At 43.0% G+C, this 17,873-nt stretch carries 14 protein-coding genes; 3 read left to right on the forward strand and 11 right to left on the reverse strand.

The genetic code is table 11. The features are described from left to right. Positions 1-18 precede the first annotated feature (18 nt). A complete protein-coding gene (locus BQ7997_RS18025) occupies positions 19-1,119 on the forward strand; it encodes an Mrp/NBP35 family ATP-binding protein (protein ID WP_022136498.1) in 1,101 nt (366 codons plus the stop codon). A gap of 106 nt (positions 1,120-1,225) precedes the next feature. Here the strand turns inward: BQ7997_RS18025 and BQ7997_RS18030 are convergent, their stop codons facing one another. The 3 genes from BQ7997_RS18030 to BQ7997_RS18040 form a co-directional block, all read right to left on the reverse strand. After that, on the reverse strand, positions 1,226-3,121 hold the full coding sequence (locus BQ7997_RS18030; protein WP_073347548.1) for a TlpA family protein disulfide reductase: 1,896 nt from the start codon (positions 3,119-3,121) through the stop codon (positions 1,226-1,228). A 186-nt stretch (positions 3,122-3,307) separates the two neighbouring features. After that, entirely contained in the window at positions 3,308-5,125 is a 1,818-nt protein-coding gene (locus BQ7997_RS18035; protein ID WP_073348438.1) for a M56 family metallopeptidase, read from the reverse strand. A gap of 21 nt (positions 5,126-5,146) precedes the next feature. After that, positions 5,147-5,512, reverse strand: a complete 366-nt coding sequence (locus tag BQ7997_RS18040) for a BlaI/MecI/CopY family transcriptional regulator (RefSeq protein WP_022136495.1) — start codon at positions 5,510-5,512, stop codon at positions 5,147-5,149. Between the two features lie 401 nt (positions 5,513-5,913). Here BQ7997_RS18040 and BQ7997_RS18045 point away from each other — a divergent pair, with 401 nt between their 5' ends. Continuing rightward, positions 5,914-6,567 carry a porin family protein gene (locus tag BQ7997_RS18045; RefSeq protein WP_073347549.1) on the forward strand — a complete coding sequence of 218 codons (654 nt, stop codon included), beginning with the start codon at positions 5,914-5,916 and terminating at the stop codon, positions 6,565-6,567. Between the two features lie 158 nt (positions 6,568-6,725). Here the strand turns inward: BQ7997_RS18045 and BQ7997_RS18050 are convergent, their stop codons facing one another. The 5 genes from BQ7997_RS18050 to mdh form a co-directional block, all read right to left on the reverse strand. Then, entirely contained in the window at positions 6,726-7,985 is a 1,260-nt protein-coding gene (locus BQ7997_RS18050; RefSeq protein ID WP_073347550.1) for an ABC transporter permease, read from the reverse strand. Continuing rightward, positions 7,986-9,167, reverse strand: a complete 1,182-nt coding sequence (locus BQ7997_RS18055; protein WP_073347551.1) for an ABC transporter permease — start codon at positions 9,165-9,167, stop codon at positions 7,986-7,988. It abuts the gene before it with no gap. A 2-nt stretch (positions 9,168-9,169) separates the two neighbouring features. Then, positions 9,170-10,162, reverse strand: a complete 993-nt coding sequence (locus tag BQ7997_RS18060) for an HlyD family secretion protein (protein WP_022136491.1) — start codon at positions 10,160-10,162, stop codon at positions 9,170-9,172. Between the two features lie 11 nt (positions 10,163-10,173). Then, positions 10,174-11,628, reverse strand: coding sequence for a TolC family protein (locus BQ7997_RS18065; RefSeq protein WP_073348439.1), 1,455 nt, complete (start codon positions 11,626-11,628; stop codon positions 10,174-10,176). Between the two features lie 278 nt (positions 11,629-11,906). Further along, positions 11,907-12,848, reverse strand: a complete 942-nt coding sequence (gene mdh / locus BQ7997_RS18070; protein WP_022136489.1) for a malate dehydrogenase — start codon at positions 12,846-12,848, stop codon at positions 11,907-11,909. A gap of 290 nt (positions 12,849-13,138) precedes the next feature. Between mdh and BQ7997_RS18075 the strand changes: the two genes are divergently transcribed. Next, complete coding sequence (locus BQ7997_RS18075; RefSeq protein WP_073347552.1) at positions 13,139-14,011, forward strand: hypothetical protein; 873 nt, start codon at positions 13,139-13,141, stop codon at positions 14,009-14,011. Positions 14,012-14,519: 508 nt separating this feature from the next. On the opposite strand, the gene tnpC is transcribed toward BQ7997_RS18075, so the two are convergent. The 3 genes from tnpC to BQ7997_RS18090 all read right to left on the reverse strand — a co-directional run bounded on the left by tnpC (position 14,520) and on the right by BQ7997_RS18090 (position 17,789). Next, positions 14,520-16,133 (reverse strand): IS66 family transposase, encoded by a 1,614-nt coding sequence (gene tnpC / locus BQ7997_RS18080; RefSeq protein ID WP_073346707.1) that lies wholly within the window; start codon positions 16,131-16,133, stop codon positions 14,520-14,522. A gap of 69 nt (positions 16,134-16,202) precedes the next feature. Next, positions 16,203-16,712, reverse strand: a complete 510-nt coding sequence (gene tnpB, locus BQ7997_RS18085) for an IS66 family insertion sequence element accessory protein TnpB (protein ID WP_073346706.1) — start codon at positions 16,710-16,712, stop codon at positions 16,203-16,205. 396 nt (positions 16,713-17,108) lie between these two features. After that, positions 17,109-17,789 (reverse strand): NAD kinase, encoded by a 681-nt coding sequence (locus BQ7997_RS18090; RefSeq protein WP_235817323.1) that lies wholly within the window; start codon positions 17,787-17,789, stop codon positions 17,109-17,111. Between the last annotated feature and the right edge of the window lie 84 nt (positions 17,790-17,873).

Below are 17,873 nucleotides of genomic sequence, written 5' to 3' on the forward strand. Positions count from 1 at the left end.
CGTCAAATAGTAAATAAAATGACTCTTTATCCTAAATTGATATTGGATGCATTGGCAACGGTGCGTTATCCCGGCTCGGGAAAGAATTTGGTGGAAGCGGAGATGGTTGCCGATAATCTCCGTATTGACGGTATGACTGTCAGCTTTTCATTGATATTTGAAAAACCGACTGATCCGTTTATGAAATCAATGTTGAAGGCTGCCGAAACAGCTATTCATACCTATGTATCTCCGGATGTACAGGTTACGATAGCAACGGAAAGCAAGCAGGCTGCTCGTCCGGAAGTGGGCAAGATGCTTCCGCAGGTGAAGAATATTATTGGTATTTCTTCAGGCAAAGGTGGGGTAGGTAAGTCTACTGTATCTGCGAACCTGGCAGTCGCTTTGGCTAAATTAGGCTATAAGGTAGGTTTGCTCGATGCGGATATTTTCGGGCCTTCCATGCCGAAGATGTTCCAGGTGGAAGATGCGCGTCCATATGCTGAACGCATAGATGGCCGTGACCTGATTATCCCTGTAGAAAAATATGGAGTGAAATTATTGTCGATCGGTTTCTTTGTTGATCCGGATCAGGCTACTTTGTGGCGTGGCGGAATGGCAAGCAATGCACTGAAGCAATTGATTGGCGATGCGTCCTGGGGTGATCTGGATTATTTTCTGATTGACCTTCCACCGGGAACAAGTGACATTCATCTGACTGTTGTCCAGACATTGGCAATGACAGGTGCGATTGTTGTCAGCACTCCGCAGGCAGTGGCTTTGGCAGATGCCCGTAAAGGAATCAATATGTTCACTAATGATAAGGTAAATGTACCTATCCTCGGCTTGGTTGAGAATATGGCATGGTTTACTCCTGCCGAACTTCCGGAAAACAAATATTATATTTTCGGTAAAGAAGGTGCAAAGAAGTTGGCCGAAGAGATGAATGTGCCTTTGTTGGGGCAGATTCCTATTGTGCAGAGTATTTGTGAGGGTGGGGACAATGGTACGCCGGTTGCGTTGGATGAAAATACCATCACCGGACGTGCTTTCTTGTCATTAGCTGCGAGTGTTGTCCGCCAGGTGGATCGTAGAAATGTTGAGATGGCTCCGACCCAAATTGTAGAAATGCATAAATAGCCGGAATCCGGACAAGATAGCTTTTATATAAGCTGTTCGTAAGATATAAAAAGAACCTTCATAGTCTTTATAAAAACTATGAAGGTTCTTTCTTATAGTAGCTCTATTATTTATTCAATGCTTCTGTCAGTTTCTTTTTCATGGTGTCAGCTCCTGGGAAACCGGTCTGCTGATAAACTGTGTTACCATTGCGGTCGATAACAAAATAAGTCGGTACTCCCTGAATATTGAATTTATCCATAAGATATCTCCATTGGTCATTAGTCACACGGAAATGTTCTCCGTGAACATCGGGTATCATATTTTCCCAAGTTCCTTTGGGGGAATTTTCTCCTGCGACATATAAATAGAGGATATCCTTATCTTTCAATTCTTCTTTCATCGGAACCATAGCTTTGTTCGCCATTCTGCAAGGGCCGCACCAAGTAGCCCAAAAGTCTACTAATAGGACATGGCCTTTAAATTTGGAAATGATGGCAGAGAAAAGTTCTTCATTTTCTACTTCGCCTATTTCATTGATTTTGTATCCGGTCTTCTGTTTGTTCAATTCCATCTTCTTGAGCAACTCTCCATTGAGTGCTGTCAGCATGTTTTTGTAGGCGGGCGAAGGCAGTGCTTCAAGCGCGGTTATCTGTTCGGCGGTCAGCGGGGTAAAATCTTCAATCGAACGGTAACATTTATATGCTTCCATCATTTGGAACAGAATCCCCTGGTTTGTTCCCAACTGTTTTTCCAGAAGATCTTTCCGGGAACTGAATATTCCCGTTCCGTATGCGTATTCCGATGCATATAAATCTACCGGTGTATTGAGAGCCAATTCTTTGAATATATCAAAATAATTATCCGGAAATTCAATCTTGGTGTTTGTGTAATATTCCTTAGTCTGCTCTCTGTTCAACTTTTGACTAACGACATGTGCACGCATCAGGATATCTTTGCCCATAAAAAGTCCGATAGCTGTAGTTATATCTGTATTGGCTTTCAGAACTTCTTTTGCGGCCGGACTAAGAGGAGATTCTGCTATCTGTTTATGGATATTGCTCCGTTTCTCTATGAAATAGTTTTTCACTCCATCTATATCTTTTCCGATTACTTCGTCTACGATTTCCCCCGGACTGCTGACCAGATTACACTGAATGGTATTGTCCGTCAACTCTTGTTGCAGTTCAGCCAAATAACCGCTGTAATAAGCTTTCTTTCCATAAGGCTTATCGTCCTTTTGCAAGTGTGATTGTTGGCGTGTACATTCGGCCGTATTAATAATAATAGAACTTTCTTTTCCCGGAGCTAATAAGCAGGAAATTTGAGCAAACGGGAAAACAAGAGTCGCCGGAGTTACCGTGATGACATTTGTTTGAATCTGGAAAGTTCCGTCTTCATTTATACTCACTTCTTCGGCAAAGTTCAGCCACCTGACCGGGTCATTCAGATGCAATTTACCTGATGACGGCATATCTTTCTTAAAGTCGAGCACTCTTCCTGTTAGTGTGGCTTTACCGTATGCGAGTTCCGGGGTAGGTAATTGGGCTTTCTTATTAATCTTATGGATTATTGCGTCTTTAGGTAACGGAGTTTTACGGAAATACTTCTCGTTGAGCTGTATTCCCCATATCTTGTATGCTCCGTCAAAGTCTCCTTCAGAGAAATCCAGGCTGGTAACATTTTCCGGTATAGGAGGAAAGAGTAACTGAAATTCCGCTTCTCCGGATTCCGGCATCCAAAATTCTTTGTCCAGTGTTATTCCGACTCCCTTCCGGATTGGATAAAGTGCCCCGTTATTATCTTTCAGAAAACTTCCGGTTGCTACTTTTATCCAGTACTTAGGCCGATAGTAAGCTTTCACATAGACAGTGGTCACTGTGTCACTCATGACAATTTTATCAACTTCGATACTGTTGGAGCTCCAGGCAAGAAAAGGAGGACGCTCGATAACTCTGTCTTTGGCTTGTACAGTGCAAACTGTGCAGAGTATCAAACCGATAATCCATGCGAATCTTTTCATATGAATAGCGTTTTATTTCTAACAAATATAAGGATATTTTTGTAACTAGCCTTATGGAAGTAGAAAAAAGAAATTCTTTTTGGAATTGATGAGGTTAGTGTTCCCCACCGATGAGACTTGTGTCCGGCACCGGGGAACGCCTCTCTCCCCACCGATGAGGAGAGAGAGCGGCATCGGGAAAATAAATTATTGTAGCCGGAATGTAATAGGAAGGGTGTATTCTACGGCAACCGCTTGTCCGCGTTGCAGTCCCGGTTCCCATTTCGGCATATTACTTACTACGCGCATGGCTTCTGTATCTAAAGAAGGAGAAACGCTCCGCAGCACTTTTATTTCTGACAAGCTGCCATCTTTTCCGACAACCATCTTTATGATGACTCTGCCTTGCTGCTTTTTCTCTTGTGCAATAACAGGATATTTGATACTTCTGGCAAGATATTGCATTAGACCTCTTGTTCCGCCGGGGAATTTCGGCATTGTTTCTACTACCTTGAAAGTAGGCTCTGTATCTCCGGTTTTTACACCTACTGCATCGGGATTTGAATCTTCCTTTAAACCATACCCTACAACGACTACTTCTTCCAAATCAGATTGTTTGATTTCTTCAGCTTTCGGAGTTTCAGGTCCGGTTAGTCTGAACATGACAGGAACTGTAAATCTGACATTTACTGCTTCTCCTCTTTGCTTGCCGGGCTTCCATTTTGGCATGGCAGTAATTACACGTATGGCTTCCTTATCTAAATAGGGGTCTACACTCCGAACTACTTTTATGTTATCTATACTTCCGTCTTTTTTTACTACGAAACATACAATCACACGTCCTTGTGTGCCTTTAGCGTGTGCTTCGGCCGGATATTTGATGTTTTGTGAAAGATATTCCATCAAGGCTTTCATTCCTCCGGGGAAATCCGGCATTTCTTCTACAACTTCAAATATGACGGAATCCGGTACAATCTTGCTATGAGTCTCCAGTGTCTCTTGCGCCTTTTTCTCCTGCGGGAGAATGATTTTTTGAATTTCTTCTGCAGGAAGTTCGGGAATAGTCGCTATTTCGGGTTTCGAAGTGACTTGTGTCGTCGCCTGTCCCATTACTTCCTTGGCGAATTTCTCTGTGGTACGTGCCACCATTTCGATGTTGCTGACAATCATCAACAGGGCAGCCAAGGGGAGAAACATAAGATACTTTGTTCTCCCTATTTCTTTTGTTCTTCGTTTATTCATCATTTTAATACGATTTTTGAGTGGTAAAACATTGAAACTATTTGATAAATTTGCTGCAGCCTTGTGATGTGCCAGTCCCAATAAATGGTACTGGTATGATTTACTGTCATGTCCCGTCTCCAATACCCGGTGATCCGCCATGTATTCGAGATTTCCTCTGACTTCCCGTTTCATCAGCCAGATAAAAGGGTTGAACCAGCAGAATGTACACATTAGTTCACTGATTAACACATCTACCGAATGATGCTGACGGGCATGCGTTTCTTCGTGAGTAATGATTTCACCGATTTCGGACTCTGTATGTGACTGTGGATGAATGAATATCCAATGGAAGAAAGAGAACGGGCCGTATTCTTTCTTTAAAAGATGTACGCTTATTCCTTGTATAGTGCTTTTAGGGCACTGGATATGTAGCCGTATGATACTGCCTAATTGCACAAGGAAACGTGTTGTTAATACTAATATTCCACTCCAATAAATGATTTTTATAAAGAGTAAGATTAACTCTTGCCAGTTCATTGTTGGTTCTTGCAGTGGAGTGATGGTTTGTTCCGGAAGTATAATTGTTGCATAAAGATCTGCCATTGCCACCATTGGTTCATGGGCTTTTACCCATCCTTGAATGTTCAACAAAGGATAAAGTAAGGAGATGGCAAAAAAGCATAGCAAAGCCACCCGACGCCAATGGAAGAAGGTGTCTTTATAGAAAAACAACCGATAGAATGCGTAGAATAGGACTATTGCTACATTTATCTTTAGAAAATAGGCTAATTCCGGAGTCATCATAGTAATGAATATTTTCTATTAATCTTCTTTTCCTTTTTCAATCAGGTCGATGATATCTTTGAGATCATCGGTCGAAATCTTCTGGTCTTTTGCAAAGAAAGAAACCATTTCTTTGTAAGAGTTCTCAAAATAGTTACGAACTACGCCGCTCATAAAATGGCGCTTATACTCATTTTCGCGAATAGCGGGAGTGTACTGGTAAGTGTTACCCACACGTTTCGGTGTGACGTATCCCTTCCGTTCGAGGTTCTTCACGATGGATGCTACTGTGGTGTACGGCGGAGCAGGTTGCGTATATTTCGCTACGATGTCCTTTACGAAACAGCTTTGTAACTCCCAAATGTAGATCATTACTTCTTCTTCTTGTATTGTTAACTTTTCCATGGAGATATTGTTTAATTACGAATACTTCGCAAATCTACGAATATTTCGTAAATAAGCAATACTTAGCTGGTTAATAATTGTAAATGCATGAAATGCGCAAGAATATTTTAATTATATTATAATGCTGAAAATAGCTAAGCACAAAAAAAGCTCGAATAGGCATTGTTTTTGCTTAAATAGTCACACTTTAATAACCTTTATGCTAAAATCAGGTAAATGGCTGCTTTTTTATTTAAAATAAATGAAATATCTTTGCCGGTATAAAACAGACGTTAAATATGAATGGGTGTGTTTCTATACTCTAATAAAGGTATGAATAATTCCCCACACCTGAGAACAAAGCTATTTAATTAACAATGCCGACCAAAGGGAAGAGGAAGGCGAACTAAAAAATAAATGATATGAAAAAAGGTTTGATTTTTGTGCTGTTTGCACTTGTTTCAATCGTTTCTTATTCTCAGATTTCATGGAGTGCTAAGGCTGGTATGAATATGAGTAATGTGACTAAGATGGAAGATACCAAGATGAAGATTGGCGGTTATTTAGGAGTTGGTATGGAATACCAGTTTACAGATATGTGGTCCATTCAGCCATCTTTGTTATTCTCAACTAAAGGGTATAAAGAAAAGAAGGAAGAAGGAGATGAGAGTGCTGGAAAAGCTACTCCTATGTATTTGGAATTGCCTGTAATGGCTGCTGCAAGATTTGCAATTGCTGATGGACAGAATATCGTAGTAAAAGCCGGTCCATATTTTGCCTTTGGTTTAGGTGGTAAATATAAAGATGGAGATTATAAAGTGGATATCTTTAAAGACACCAAGGATGAAGATGGCGATATTGAAAACGAAGCTGCTAAAAGATTTGATTTAGGTATTGGTGTTGGCGTTACCTATGAAATTAATAAATTCTTTATTGATCTGACTGGTAGTTTCGGTTTGACAAAGTTGCAAGATGTTGGTGTTGAAAAATATGACGCTGCTATTGATGATTATACTTATGAAAAGAAAAGTGCCAAGAACATGAATTTCTCTATTGGGGTAGGTTACAAATTCTAATCGAATTATACTCTCTTTATAATATCTCTTTAAAAATCCCTCGTCCTATACTTTCTTTGGACGGGGGATTTTTTTATCCTTACTTTCCGAAAAAGAAAAAACGGCATATCTTAATAATAAGAATATACCGTTCGTTTCTCTCTCTTGTGTTATATTTATCAATCATTTACCTGCTTGGATAAGTTTTCTTTTTCTTTTAGCTCCTTATATCTCTCTATGGCATGTTTACGACTCATAAGTATTTGCCAGCGATATACCCAACAGGTAGTAAGGAAATAGATACCCGCCTGTAACCACAAAGCTTTGTATTCAAAAGCCACTTCACTCAAAGTTGCTCCCATATTATTGATTTTTACAAAACCATTGATCCCGAAAGTAGACGGGAATATGTAAGATACATATTTCCAGAACGGAGGAATCGCAGCCCCTGGCCAGGAAATTCCTGATATAAATAGCAAAGGAACGGATGTGAATACAAAAATCAGCATACACGTTTCCCGGTTACGAATGGCAATGGACGTTGTCATAGCAAAGAAAATACAAGCCGCCAAATAAGGAACAACGAATAATACTAATGAACCGGGTTGTCCGATTTGGTTGAGGCTGAATAGTCGTGGTACGATATGTAGCACATAGAAAGCCACCAATACATAAACCATAAAATAACTCAGCCCTTTTCCGAGTACGATTCGCAATGTACCGTTATAATGCCGGTTGATGGGTACGAGATCCTTGAACCGATTATTTTCACGGGCCGTTCCGGCAGCAAGACCGATGCCGAGCAATAATGTCTGTTGAATAATCAATACCAGTACGGCAGGAATCAGGAAAGCGGCGAATCCGGCAGTAGGATTGAATATCGAAATCTCCTCATATTCTATCGGATAAGCAGTTATCTCATCCTGCCGGTCGGTTGTATTGCCGCTACGGGCAATCTTAATATCCTGATTCATATCCAATGAAACGGCGGTATTGGCTATCAGCATGGACTTATAATAAAGTAATCCGCTCATATCACAATAGATGCTGACTTGCGTCTGCTTTCCTTTTGCGATATTATCACTGAAATCCGAAGGAATGTAAATGATGCCATACGCACGTCTGTTCTTCAGCATTTGCTTGGCTTCTTCCATATCGGCACAATAAGATACGATTTGAATATCGGGCGTAGCATCTACTTTCCGGAGATATTCGCGACTCAAAGAGGAATGGGAATCGTCCACAACAACGGCAGGAACTTCGCGCACCACTTCATTGTCATAGATAAAGCTATACAGCAGTGGATAGCCCAACGGGACGAGTATAAAGAATATCAGTACCCCCTGGTCGCGGAAAGTTGTCTGAAACTCCCGCTTCCAGATATAAAACAGGTCATTGATGCCTTGGGCTATCTTATCTTTTAATTTTATATCTTTCATTTAGGGTATGTATTTATAGTAAACCAATGCTTCTTTCAAGCGGTGAACCACGAAGAAAGGAAGCATCATGAATATTAATAAGGCCATATAGTTACTCCATGAGTAAGCCATGCTATATCCGTTGAGCGCCTGATCTACATAAATCAGGAAATAGTGACGCAGCGGAAACAGATTGCTCAAAGCCTGCAAAACAGGATGCATCGCCATCACCGGAAATGAGAAACCGGAAATAGAGAACGATATGACACCCCATAACGAAGCGAAGCTTAGTCCGAGCCGCAGAGTAGGCAGAGTCCCTATCATGAGAATTCCGCAACACTGTGATGCCAGCACAAGACAGAGTGTGGCGAATATCATGGGAAAGATACCGCTATTGCAAGGAAAATGCAGGAAACCATATAAGTATACATTATAAAATATACCCATAATGAAAAAGATTACCGTATGTGGAAGTAACTTTCCTGCTAATGCAATATAAATAGAGTTATTACTCATACGCAGCCACTCACGGGCGGTACGATCTTTGATTTCCACACCGATAGAGTAAACAGTGACCATGAATATAAGCAACATGAGTACTCCCGGTATCAGCGTATTGCATAGATATACCGAATAATTCAACCAGGGATTATTCAACGGATGCGTATCTATCACGATAGGTTGCAGAAATCCCATAGCCTGATCTTCCGTAGCTCCTTTGGCATATAGCGTGGTACGTGTGGCAGAGCCTGCTGTCAGTTCCCCCATCATTTTCATATCCCTGAAAAGCAGGGAACCTGCAATCAGGTATGAATAGTTGGTATAGAAAGAAATCTTGGGTTGCCGCTGGCTTTGTGCTTCCGCCGACAAGCCTTTGGGTATATAAAAGAACCCGTAGATTTTTCCTTCCTGTACGGCTATACGTGCATCCGTCACATTACTGTAATGGGCGACGACACCTGTCTGCGAAAAAGCATCCAGATTGCGTACGATATTGCGGGACGTAGGCGAATCATCCATATCCACCACACCGGCAGGAAGATCCTTCGGCAGTCCCGAATCCATTAAAGTGGTGAAGAAGATATAGCAGAAAAGTGGGGCGATGACCATGCAGAAGAGATAAAGCGGTCGTGATACCAACCGCCGGCATTCTCTTTGCATGACCTGCCACAATGCTATATATTTCTTTTCTCTCTCTTTCATGATTACTTATCAATGACAACTGACATGCCTGGACGAAGATTTTCGACTTTTTCCATCGGAGATGCTTTCACTTCGAATGTTTTCAGGTCAAACTGGCCGGTCGTCTTGGTAGCCTTCCAGGCTGCGTAACTACCCAAGTCCTTCATATAATACACTTTGAGTTTGATCGCTTTATTATCCAAAGCCGGAACGACTGCTTCAAATTCAGTTCCCATAGTCAGGTTTTTAAGCAGGTCTTCGCGCACATTGAACGTTATCCACATGTCATTCAGTTCGGCAATATTCATGATAGGTGCGCCGGTACCTACCAGTTCTCCTACCTTCGGGAAAATCTCCGAAACCTCTCCGGCTGCCGGAGCGATAAGATAAGTCTCCTTGATGTAAGATTCAACTTCGGCAACGGCTCCTTTTGCACGGTTGACAAGAGCTTCCGCAGCCATTTTGTCCTCACGTTCAGCTCCGTTCTTTGCCATTGTATATTGTGCTTTTGCAGCTTTCTCGGTAGCGATAGCGGCGTCCCGTTGTGCAGTTACTTCGTCCAGCTTTTGTGCGGGCATCACTCCCTGTTCATACAAGTTCTTCACTCTTTTGTATGACTTTTCGGCAATGGTGACTCCCGCCTGTGCTTTCTGCCACATCTCATAAGCGGCCTGAATCTGTTCCTGACGTGCCCCTTTGATAGCTTTTTCGTTTTGTGCCTGTGCGGCAGCTTCGGCGGCACGTGCCTGTTCCATCTTCGCCACTACATCCGGCGCTTCCAGGATAGCCAGTGTATCACCGGCATTGACCTGCTGTCCTTCTTTCACGCGAAATTCCAGAATACGTCCCGGAACTTTGCTTGAGACACGATATTCGGTAACTTCTGCCTGTCCCTGAATGATTTCAGGCCCTTTGCGAAGCATGAAAAAACCAACGACTGCAACGATTGCAATAACTCCGAGTAAAGTAAGAAAAGCCAGCAGCATATTGCTGTTTTGTGATTTAGTAGGTGCCATATGATTATGAATTATTTCAAAGTTCCTAATGATTTTTTTAGATAAATTTCTGTCAGTTTCACGTCTATTTGAGCATCAATCTTCTCCGATTGGGCGGATAGCCAGGCTGTTTGCGCTTCGAGAACATTACTGGTAGCAATTACGCCCTCTTTAAAGCCAAGTGTCGCATAGCGAAGATTCTCTTCCGCCTTCTCCATATTCTTGGAAGCCATCACCAGTTTTTTACCGGCCTCGTTCACCTTGAACGCTGCCTGATTAACCTGCAATTCGATTTTTTCCCTGGCATCTTCCAGTTGATATTGCGCGATTCTTGCTTCGGCTTTGGCAGACCTTATTTTGTAAATACCTTCGCCCCAATGCCAGATAGGTATCTGCACCATCACTCCGACATTCCACATTCCTTTGAACTTATTCTCGAAACTGTTGAAGACAGAAGGATTCGTAACCATATAATTTCCCATTAACGCAATAGAAGGAAGATGTTCAGAACGGGTTACATTCACTTTCTGCCTGTAGATTTGCGTAGCCAGTTCGAGACTGCGTATCTCCGGTCGGTTGGCGTAGGCCGTTGACATATCGAAATGAGTCTCCGGTGCTAATAGGGGAATGTCATCCATATTTTCGTCTGTCAGAGTGACGGGAGAGCTAAGATCGAGCCCGCATAGTTGGCACAACAACATTCGGGCAAGGCTTAATCCGTCCTCTACTTTTGTCAGTGTCATTTCCGCTTCATTCACCTTGACGCGCACGGATAAACCGTCTGCTTTAGTAGCTACTCCTTCGGCAATCATCATTTCCACATCGCTGTCCAACTGTTGCAGAAGTTTCAGATATCCTTCCGCCAACTTTTTCTTATTGACTAATGAAATGACTTGCCAATAAGCTTGGTCGGTGCTCATGATAACTTCCTGCATGCCGCCTTGATGTTGCTGACGTGCCAGTTCCTCGGCGTATTGTGTTATCTTGTTGTAAGCGCGGATTTTTCCACCCATATAGAGTGGCTGTGTCAGCGTGACAGCTCCGGCGTACACGTTTCTAGTGTCCGTGCGGAGCGCGTCTACCAGTGAACTTCCGGCATTGTTAAAGGCAGAAGTCAGGCTCGCTCCTAATTCAGGGATTTTAGAAGCAAGTTCCGGATGTAATTGCGCTATGATTCCGCCGGCTTGCTCCAATGGGCCTGCCAGACTGGTTCCCAATCCCGAAAGTGCGGCTTTCTGGTCGGCATTCAATAAAGAGAACTCTTTTTGATTTCTCATGTAAGCTCCGGTTGCCGAGAAGCTGGGTAGGTAATTGGTAAATGCGGCTTTTCGCTGATAGTGGGCGGCATTTATCTTTTCATTGCTTATCAACAGATCTTTATTGTTGGCAAGGGCTAAAGCGCGGCAACTATCCAAACTCAGTATAGTTTGCGCTTTTACTATAAAAGTCAGGTTTAACAGAATTGTCAGGAGAAATAGTTTTTTCATCGCATCTTGCATATTAATAAGGTGATACTTCTATTTAAATAACCCTGTTCTTATGTAATTTGTTTATTGAAGTAGTCAGTTTTTTTGAACTTGTTAGCTTAAACAATAATTGCATAAACAACGATGCAAATGTATGCGCTTTCTGTGAAAACGCAAAAAGAATTAGCTTTTTTTAAAAATATAACAAGATGAGCGGGGGAGAAGAAAAGAAAGAAGGCTGTCCTTCCATGATGAAGGACAGCCTTTCCTGATATATAAATGTAAGGGGATTTGCTTTATTAAAGAGCACCTACTTCTTTCAAAGCAGCGTTAGTTCCGTGTACAGCTTTTGCGCTAGCTGCGAACTTGGCTTTTTCGTCTTCGTTCAGGTCGAGTTCAACGATCTTTTCGATACCGTTCTTGCCAAGGATTACAGGAACACCGATACAAATATCTGATTCGCCGTATTCACCTTCGAGGAATACTGAACAAGGAACCATCTTCTTCTGGTCGTGAAGGATAGATTCAACAACGAATGCTCCTGCTGCGCCCGGTGCATACCATGCGGAAGTACCCAGCAATTTAGTCAGAGTAGCGCCACCTACCATAGTAGCAGCAGCAACTTCTTCCAACTTTTCAGCAGAGATAAAGTTAGTTACAGGCATACCTTTGTAAGTAGCGAAGCGAGTCAACGGAATCATTGTAGTATCACCGTGACCGCCGATAACCATACCTTCTACTTCGTTAGCATTGCATCCCAAAGCTTGAGACAGGAAATATTTGAAGCGAGAGCTATCCAAAGCGCCACCCATACCGATGATACGGTTTTTCGGCAAGCCCAGAGATTTCAATGACAGGTAAGTCATTGTATCCATTGGGTTAGAAATTACAACAAGGATAGCGTTAGGAGAATATTTCAAGATGTTCTGTGCCACTGATTTAACGATACCAGCGTTTACACCGATCAGTTCTTCACGAGTCATACCCGGCTTGCGAGGAATACCTGAAGTAATCACAACAACGTCAGAGTTGGCAGTCTGGGCATAATCGTTAGTGCAGCCTACGATTGTAGTGTCGAAACCCAACAATTGGGCAGTCTGCATCATATCCATTGCTTTACCTTCTGATACGCCTTCTTTAACGTCCAGCATTACTACTTCGTCTGCTACTTCATTAAAAGCAAGTACATTTGCACATGTAGCACCTACGTTACCTGCGCCTACTACGGTTACTTTTGACATAATACTATATATTTAAAAAGTTGATAATTTGTTTCATCTATTTTGCGCGACAAAATTACAACGATAATCCTAATTAAAGAAATTTTTCCGTAATAATTTTAGTTAAAGGTCGAAGTAATCAGAATCTACAGACAGTAGCCTGAAAGGAGAGCCGATAGAATGCCAAACTGGTTAATAAATTAAAATTGTACGGATTAGCCGATGGTTTTTCTAAAACTCTCTGTTTTTCCGCTTGACTTCTGTTGTGAAATGATTACTTTTGCGCACGTTATCAATTCACAACTGAAACTATGAGTAAAAAAAGTCTTCTTATTGCGGCCGTAGCTATTTTGGTAATAGCGATTATTGGCATTACCTATTTATTATTTACAGAAAAACAAGCCAACAGGGAGTTAGTACAGGAATTCCAATTAGACAAGGAAGAGCTGGAAACTGAATATACCCGCTTTGCACAACAATATGATGAGTTGAAGATGACCATATCTAATGACTCTTTATCCCAACTGCTTGAACAGGAACAATTGAAGACACAGCGCTTGTTGGAAGAACTCCGCACGGTGAAAAGCTCGAACGCTACGGAAATCCGCCGTTTGAAGAAGGAACTGGCCACCCTGCGTAAAGTTATGATTGGGTATATCAACCAGATTGATTCATTGAATAAATTGACTGAACAGCAGAAATTGGTGATAGCTGATGTGACCGATAAGTATAATAAGGCTTCTCAACAAATCAGTAATCTTTCTGAAGAAAAGAAGAACTTGGATAAGAAAGTGACACTGGCAGCCCAGCTTGACGCCACCAATATCCGTATCGAACCCCGCAACAAACGCGGCAAAGTAGCGAAGAAGGTGAAAGACGTGGTGAAACTGGCTATCAGCTTTACAGTCGTAAAGAATATCACTGCTGAAAACGGTGAGCGTACCATATACATACGTATCACCAAACCGGATAACGATGCGTTGACTAAGAGTGCGTCCAATACTTTCCCTTATGAGAATCGTACACTGACCTATTCTATCAAAAAGTATATCGAGTACAACGGAGAAGAACAGAACGTAAATGTGTTTTGGGATGTGGAAGAGTTTCTGTACGCCGGAAACTATCGGGTTGATATCTTCGAAGGTGGTAATCTGATTGGCTCGCAGACGTTTACATTGAATTAGACTCCAGTTTAGTTCATAACCAACATCATTGAGTAAGTGACTCACCATATCAACTGTTGAGCTAATAAATTATCTCATTAGGGTACGGAAATGAACTAATTCGATTTCAGAACTAAACACGCACTCCAAACAAAAGTTTTCACGATTTACCCTCATACCCTCATAAATTTTTTCAAAGCCTTTATTCATCGTAGCTTCAGCTATGAGAGCAGGTCATGATAGCACCCTGAGAGTAACTTTTGCTCTCAGGGTATTATCATCCCATCCCCCTATAAAACATAGGATATACTAACGGGATATTAACGTTATCTCTTCGGTATCCTTTCGTCAGATTACCGATATCACTAATTCGTCACGGCCGTGACAAATTCCTACCACGGCTGTGAAGAGAACCTACCATGGCCGTGACGGTAAGCATTCGGCCTCGTGCGTGTTTCTTTCCAAGCTATAATAAAGCCAAAAGCCAGACGTACTTCGTCTGGCTTTTGGCTTTATCAATCTTTCTTGTTTATCCTTTCCAATTAAATGGCAGTAAATCGGAGTAGTCGTTTTTCTCTTCTCTTTCTTTCTCCTGTACCCTAATCAACACGTCCTGCATCCATAGTTTCGGGTTCACCTTATTTTCCCTGCAACATCCCATCAGTGAAAAGAATATTGCCGCTGCATGTGCCGCCTCATGTGATCCGGAGAAAAGAGTGTTTTTTCTGTTCAAAGTCAATGGTCTTATAGAACGCTCCACCGGATTATTGTCAATGCAGAATTGTGCATCGTTGACATATCCGGACAGTTGTTCAAATCGTGTGTACATATAGAATATGGCCTTGGCAATAGGCGATTTCTCAACCGTATGTTCATATTCCTCCTTGCACCATTTTTCCAGTCCTTTGATAATAGGGTACGATTCTTCCTGGCGAAGCTTTACTACAGCCCCGCCTTCCAGATGTTCTATCCTGATTTTCTCCTCCACAGCATACAGTCTGCCTATTTGTTCAAGTGCATACCCTGCTCTGGGAGGGTCATTCCCTTCCGCTTCCACAAACTTGCGCCTGACGTGTGCCCAGCAGCACAGGTGTAACTTTCCGGGTAGCGTGTCGAACTCGTCATATACTGCAAAGCCGTCACTCTGTACCACCCGGACCTGTCCTGCCAGCAGTGTGTCTATTCCACTGCTGCCACGTCCCTTGTGATATTCAAAGAAGGGGGTATGGAACCGGGGCAGATAGAAGTTCCACATATACCCGCGGTGAAGGGCACCGGGACGGTCGCTTTCAAGTACGGGGTGGGGCGTCTCATCGGCCATGACGTAATAACTGTCCTTGACCAGTTCACGAAGCTCATTATAGACCGGCTCCAGACGCTGTGCGGCGGCCATCATCCAGTTACTTACGGTGGAAGGACTCAGATGGATGCCTTCACGCTCAAAAATGTCCAGCTGTCTGTGCAGAGGCAGGTGATCGTAATATTTGGCGGTAGCAATGTGGGACAATATACTTTCCGACGCATTGCTGTGAGGGTGTGCCGTTACGGGCATGGGAGCAGTCATGATACGACCGTCGGCAAGCCGGTATTTAGGGCGGATGATGCGTCTCACATAGAATCGCGCAGGGCTGACGGCATATTGTTCGCTCACTTCCTCCCCCAGCTTTGTCGCTCCCTCCAGGGAAAGACCTTCCGGCATGGGAATGATGATTTCCTCACGGGGAAGGGACGGGTCGATGGGCTTACGGGCGTGGGGAGTAATCTTTTTGGTGAAGCTCTTACGGAAACGGTTGTAACCATTCTCCGATTTGACAGATTTCTCAGCTATTTTCTGTTCTTCCGCTACCGGGTCATTGACATCGGACGGGGATTCGAAACAGATGCTCAATTGGCTGGCATCTTCGGGAAGATGACGTTTTTCACTGGATTTACCCCATAAACGGCGTGTCAAGTCAGCCAATTTCCATCTCAAGTCAGCTATGACGGCTGTACAGGCTGAGATTTCCCCGGCCTGGCGGGAATACTCCTGCAAAGAGGCTTCGTATTTTCTCTGAAGTTCCGCATGCTCCTTTTCAAGACGTTCACGTTCCTTGCGCAACTCTTCGTACTCTTCCAAAGTAAGGGTAATGACTGGTTCTTTCACTGTATATCCACTTTTTTATTATGTGGCAAAGTTATCAAAATAAAGCTGTACGGCTTATAGGACGGGAGATTACTTTTCAACTGTTTTCCGATACTTTTTAACAGTAAGCAGCTCATTCAGGCGATTCCAGGAAATTTGAAGAAAACCCCTCTTCCGTTCGTCCTTTTTCAAGAGGAAAGAACCGTGGTTCAGACGACGGCATTCCAGACGGTATTCATCGTCGCACCGATAAAGGATATGCAACCTGCTACGGGAACGGTCAAGAAAAATATGGCAACTCTGCTCTGACACGTAAGAACCCGTGTGCCGGATGACCTCACCACAAAGACCGTCAATTCCTTTATGGAAATTACAACCTTGCGGATAAAGGTAATAAGACCAGAAAGGACTGCTACGGAAAAGACCAAGACCTAAAGGGAGAAGTAGGTCCTGAGGGGAATGGATACCAAGACTAGAAGCCGATACTTTATAACGACGACCACCGTCAAATATGAAAAGAACAGAATCAAAATGATTAGACTCAGACAAGAGACTACGCAGCTTCTCACTTTCACTAGAAAATACTAATACTGAACACATAATAGATTAAGATGATTATGAAGTCACAAAGGTAGGAAGGAAAACAAGGGAAAGAAACACGCACAAGGCCGAATGCTTACCCGTGACGAATAGTTACCACGGCCGTGGTGAGATAATAATACCGGTAATCTAATGGAAGAATACCGGCAGCCTAACGCAAGGATAAAGGCAAGATAACTAACACTTCCTTACTTCATAACTTATTGTTTCCCTAAACAACATAGCCAGGGAACCCACATTAAAGCACAACGTACTGAAATGAGTTAAACAGTACGGAAACGAATCTTCTGGGCTAGTTGCCCTAAAAACACATTCCTAAACCTTTCAAACTCAGGCTTTGGTACAGCATATGTGGAATATCCGTTATTGGGTGTCTATGATTTTTATAAGAAAGGGCTATCGCCTGCCGTCCGCCCCCCACATCATTTTGCTGCGAAGCGTATCGAAAAAGATATGATTGAAGCGTTTCACTACTTTCACGCTGTAGTCGGCACGGCGAATAGTGAGTTGAGTCGTTTCTTTGCAAGTTTCACTGCTGCCGTCGATGGCAACCAGAAAGTTATGACTGCGGCTTTCCACGTCTAATGTGATTTCCCAATCATCACGGATGACGATAGGGCGGACGTTGAGGCTATGCGGAGCTACGGGAGTAATGACGACAGTGTTGGCATGGGGAACCATAATCGGGCCGCCCACACTTAGGGAGTAGGCAGTTGAACCGGTTGGAGTAGCAATCACTAATCCGTCGGCCTGATAAGTATTCAAGAATGCACCGTTGATAGCAGTACGGATACTAATCATTGAAGAACTGTCCCGTTTGAGCACGGCAATTTCATTTAAAGCATACGGAGATGCTTGCAGATGGGTGTCGTTGCAGATAAGTTGAAGTACACTCCGTTCTTCCACGCTGTATCTTCCGGCTTGAATCTCGTTGAATGTCTCTTCCATCTCTTCGGGAGAAATGTCAGCTAGAAATCCCAGGCGCCCTGTGTTGATGCCAAGGATAGGAATTCCCTTTCTGCCTACCCGGCGGGCAGCTTTCAGGAAAGTGCCGTCCCCGCCGATACTGATTACCATAAACCCCCGGCCGCGCTGTGTTGGCGCGAAGGAGGAGATTCCCTTTTCGGCCTACCGGGGGGGCAATTTCAGGAAAAGCGCCTC

This window comes from Bacteroides congonensis (assembly GCF_900130125.1).
Classification (GTDB): Bacteria; Bacteroidota; Bacteroidia; order Bacteroidales; family Bacteroidaceae; genus Bacteroides; species Bacteroides congonensis.

What these genes read in the sequence shown, in the direction of transcription:
- BQ7997_RS18025 (WP_022136498.1), top strand. Translation starts at nt 19, where the DNA reads ATGACTCTTTATCCTAAATTGATATTGGATGCATTGGCAACGGTGCGT.
- BQ7997_RS18030 (WP_073347548.1), bottom strand. Translation starts at nt 3,121, where the DNA reads ATGAAAAGATTCGCATGGATTATCGGTTTGATACTCTGCACAGTTTGC.
- BQ7997_RS18035 (WP_073348438.1), bottom strand. Translation starts at nt 5,125, where the DNA reads ATGACTCCGGAATTAGCCTATTTTCTAAAGATAAATGTAGCAATAGTC.
- BQ7997_RS18040 (WP_022136495.1), bottom strand. Translation starts at nt 5,512, where the DNA reads ATGGAAAAGTTAACAATACAAGAAGAAGAAGTAATGATCTACATTTGG.
- BQ7997_RS18045 (WP_073347549.1), top strand. Translation starts at nt 5,914, where the DNA reads ATGAAAAAAGGTTTGATTTTTGTGCTGTTTGCACTTGTTTCAATCGTT.
- BQ7997_RS18050 (WP_073347550.1), bottom strand. Translation starts at nt 7,985, where the DNA reads ATGAAAGATATAAAATTAAAAGATAAGATAGCCCAAGGCATCAATGAC.
- BQ7997_RS18055 (WP_073347551.1), bottom strand. Translation starts at nt 9,167, where the DNA reads ATGAAAGAGAGAGAAAAGAAATATATAGCATTGTGGCAGGTCATGCAA.
- BQ7997_RS18060 (WP_022136491.1), bottom strand. Translation starts at nt 10,162, where the DNA reads ATGGCACCTACTAAATCACAAAACAGCAATATGCTGCTGGCTTTTCTT.
- BQ7997_RS18065 (WP_073348439.1), bottom strand. Translation starts at nt 11,628, where the DNA reads ATGAAAAAACTATTTCTCCTGACAATTCTGTTAAACCTGACTTTTATA.
- mdh (WP_022136489.1), bottom strand. Translation starts at nt 12,848, where the DNA reads ATGTCAAAAGTAACCGTAGTAGGCGCAGGTAACGTAGGTGCTACATGT.
- BQ7997_RS18075 (WP_073347552.1), top strand. Translation starts at nt 13,139, where the DNA reads ATGAGTAAAAAAAGTCTTCTTATTGCGGCCGTAGCTATTTTGGTAATA.
- tnpB (WP_073346706.1), bottom strand. Translation starts at nt 16,712, where the DNA reads ATGTGTTCAGTATTAGTATTTTCTAGTGAAAGTGAGAAGCTGCGTAGT.
- BQ7997_RS18090 (WP_235817323.1), bottom strand. Translation starts at nt 17,789, where the DNA reads ATGGTAATCAGTATCGGCGGGGACGGCACTTTCCTGAAAGCTGCCCGC.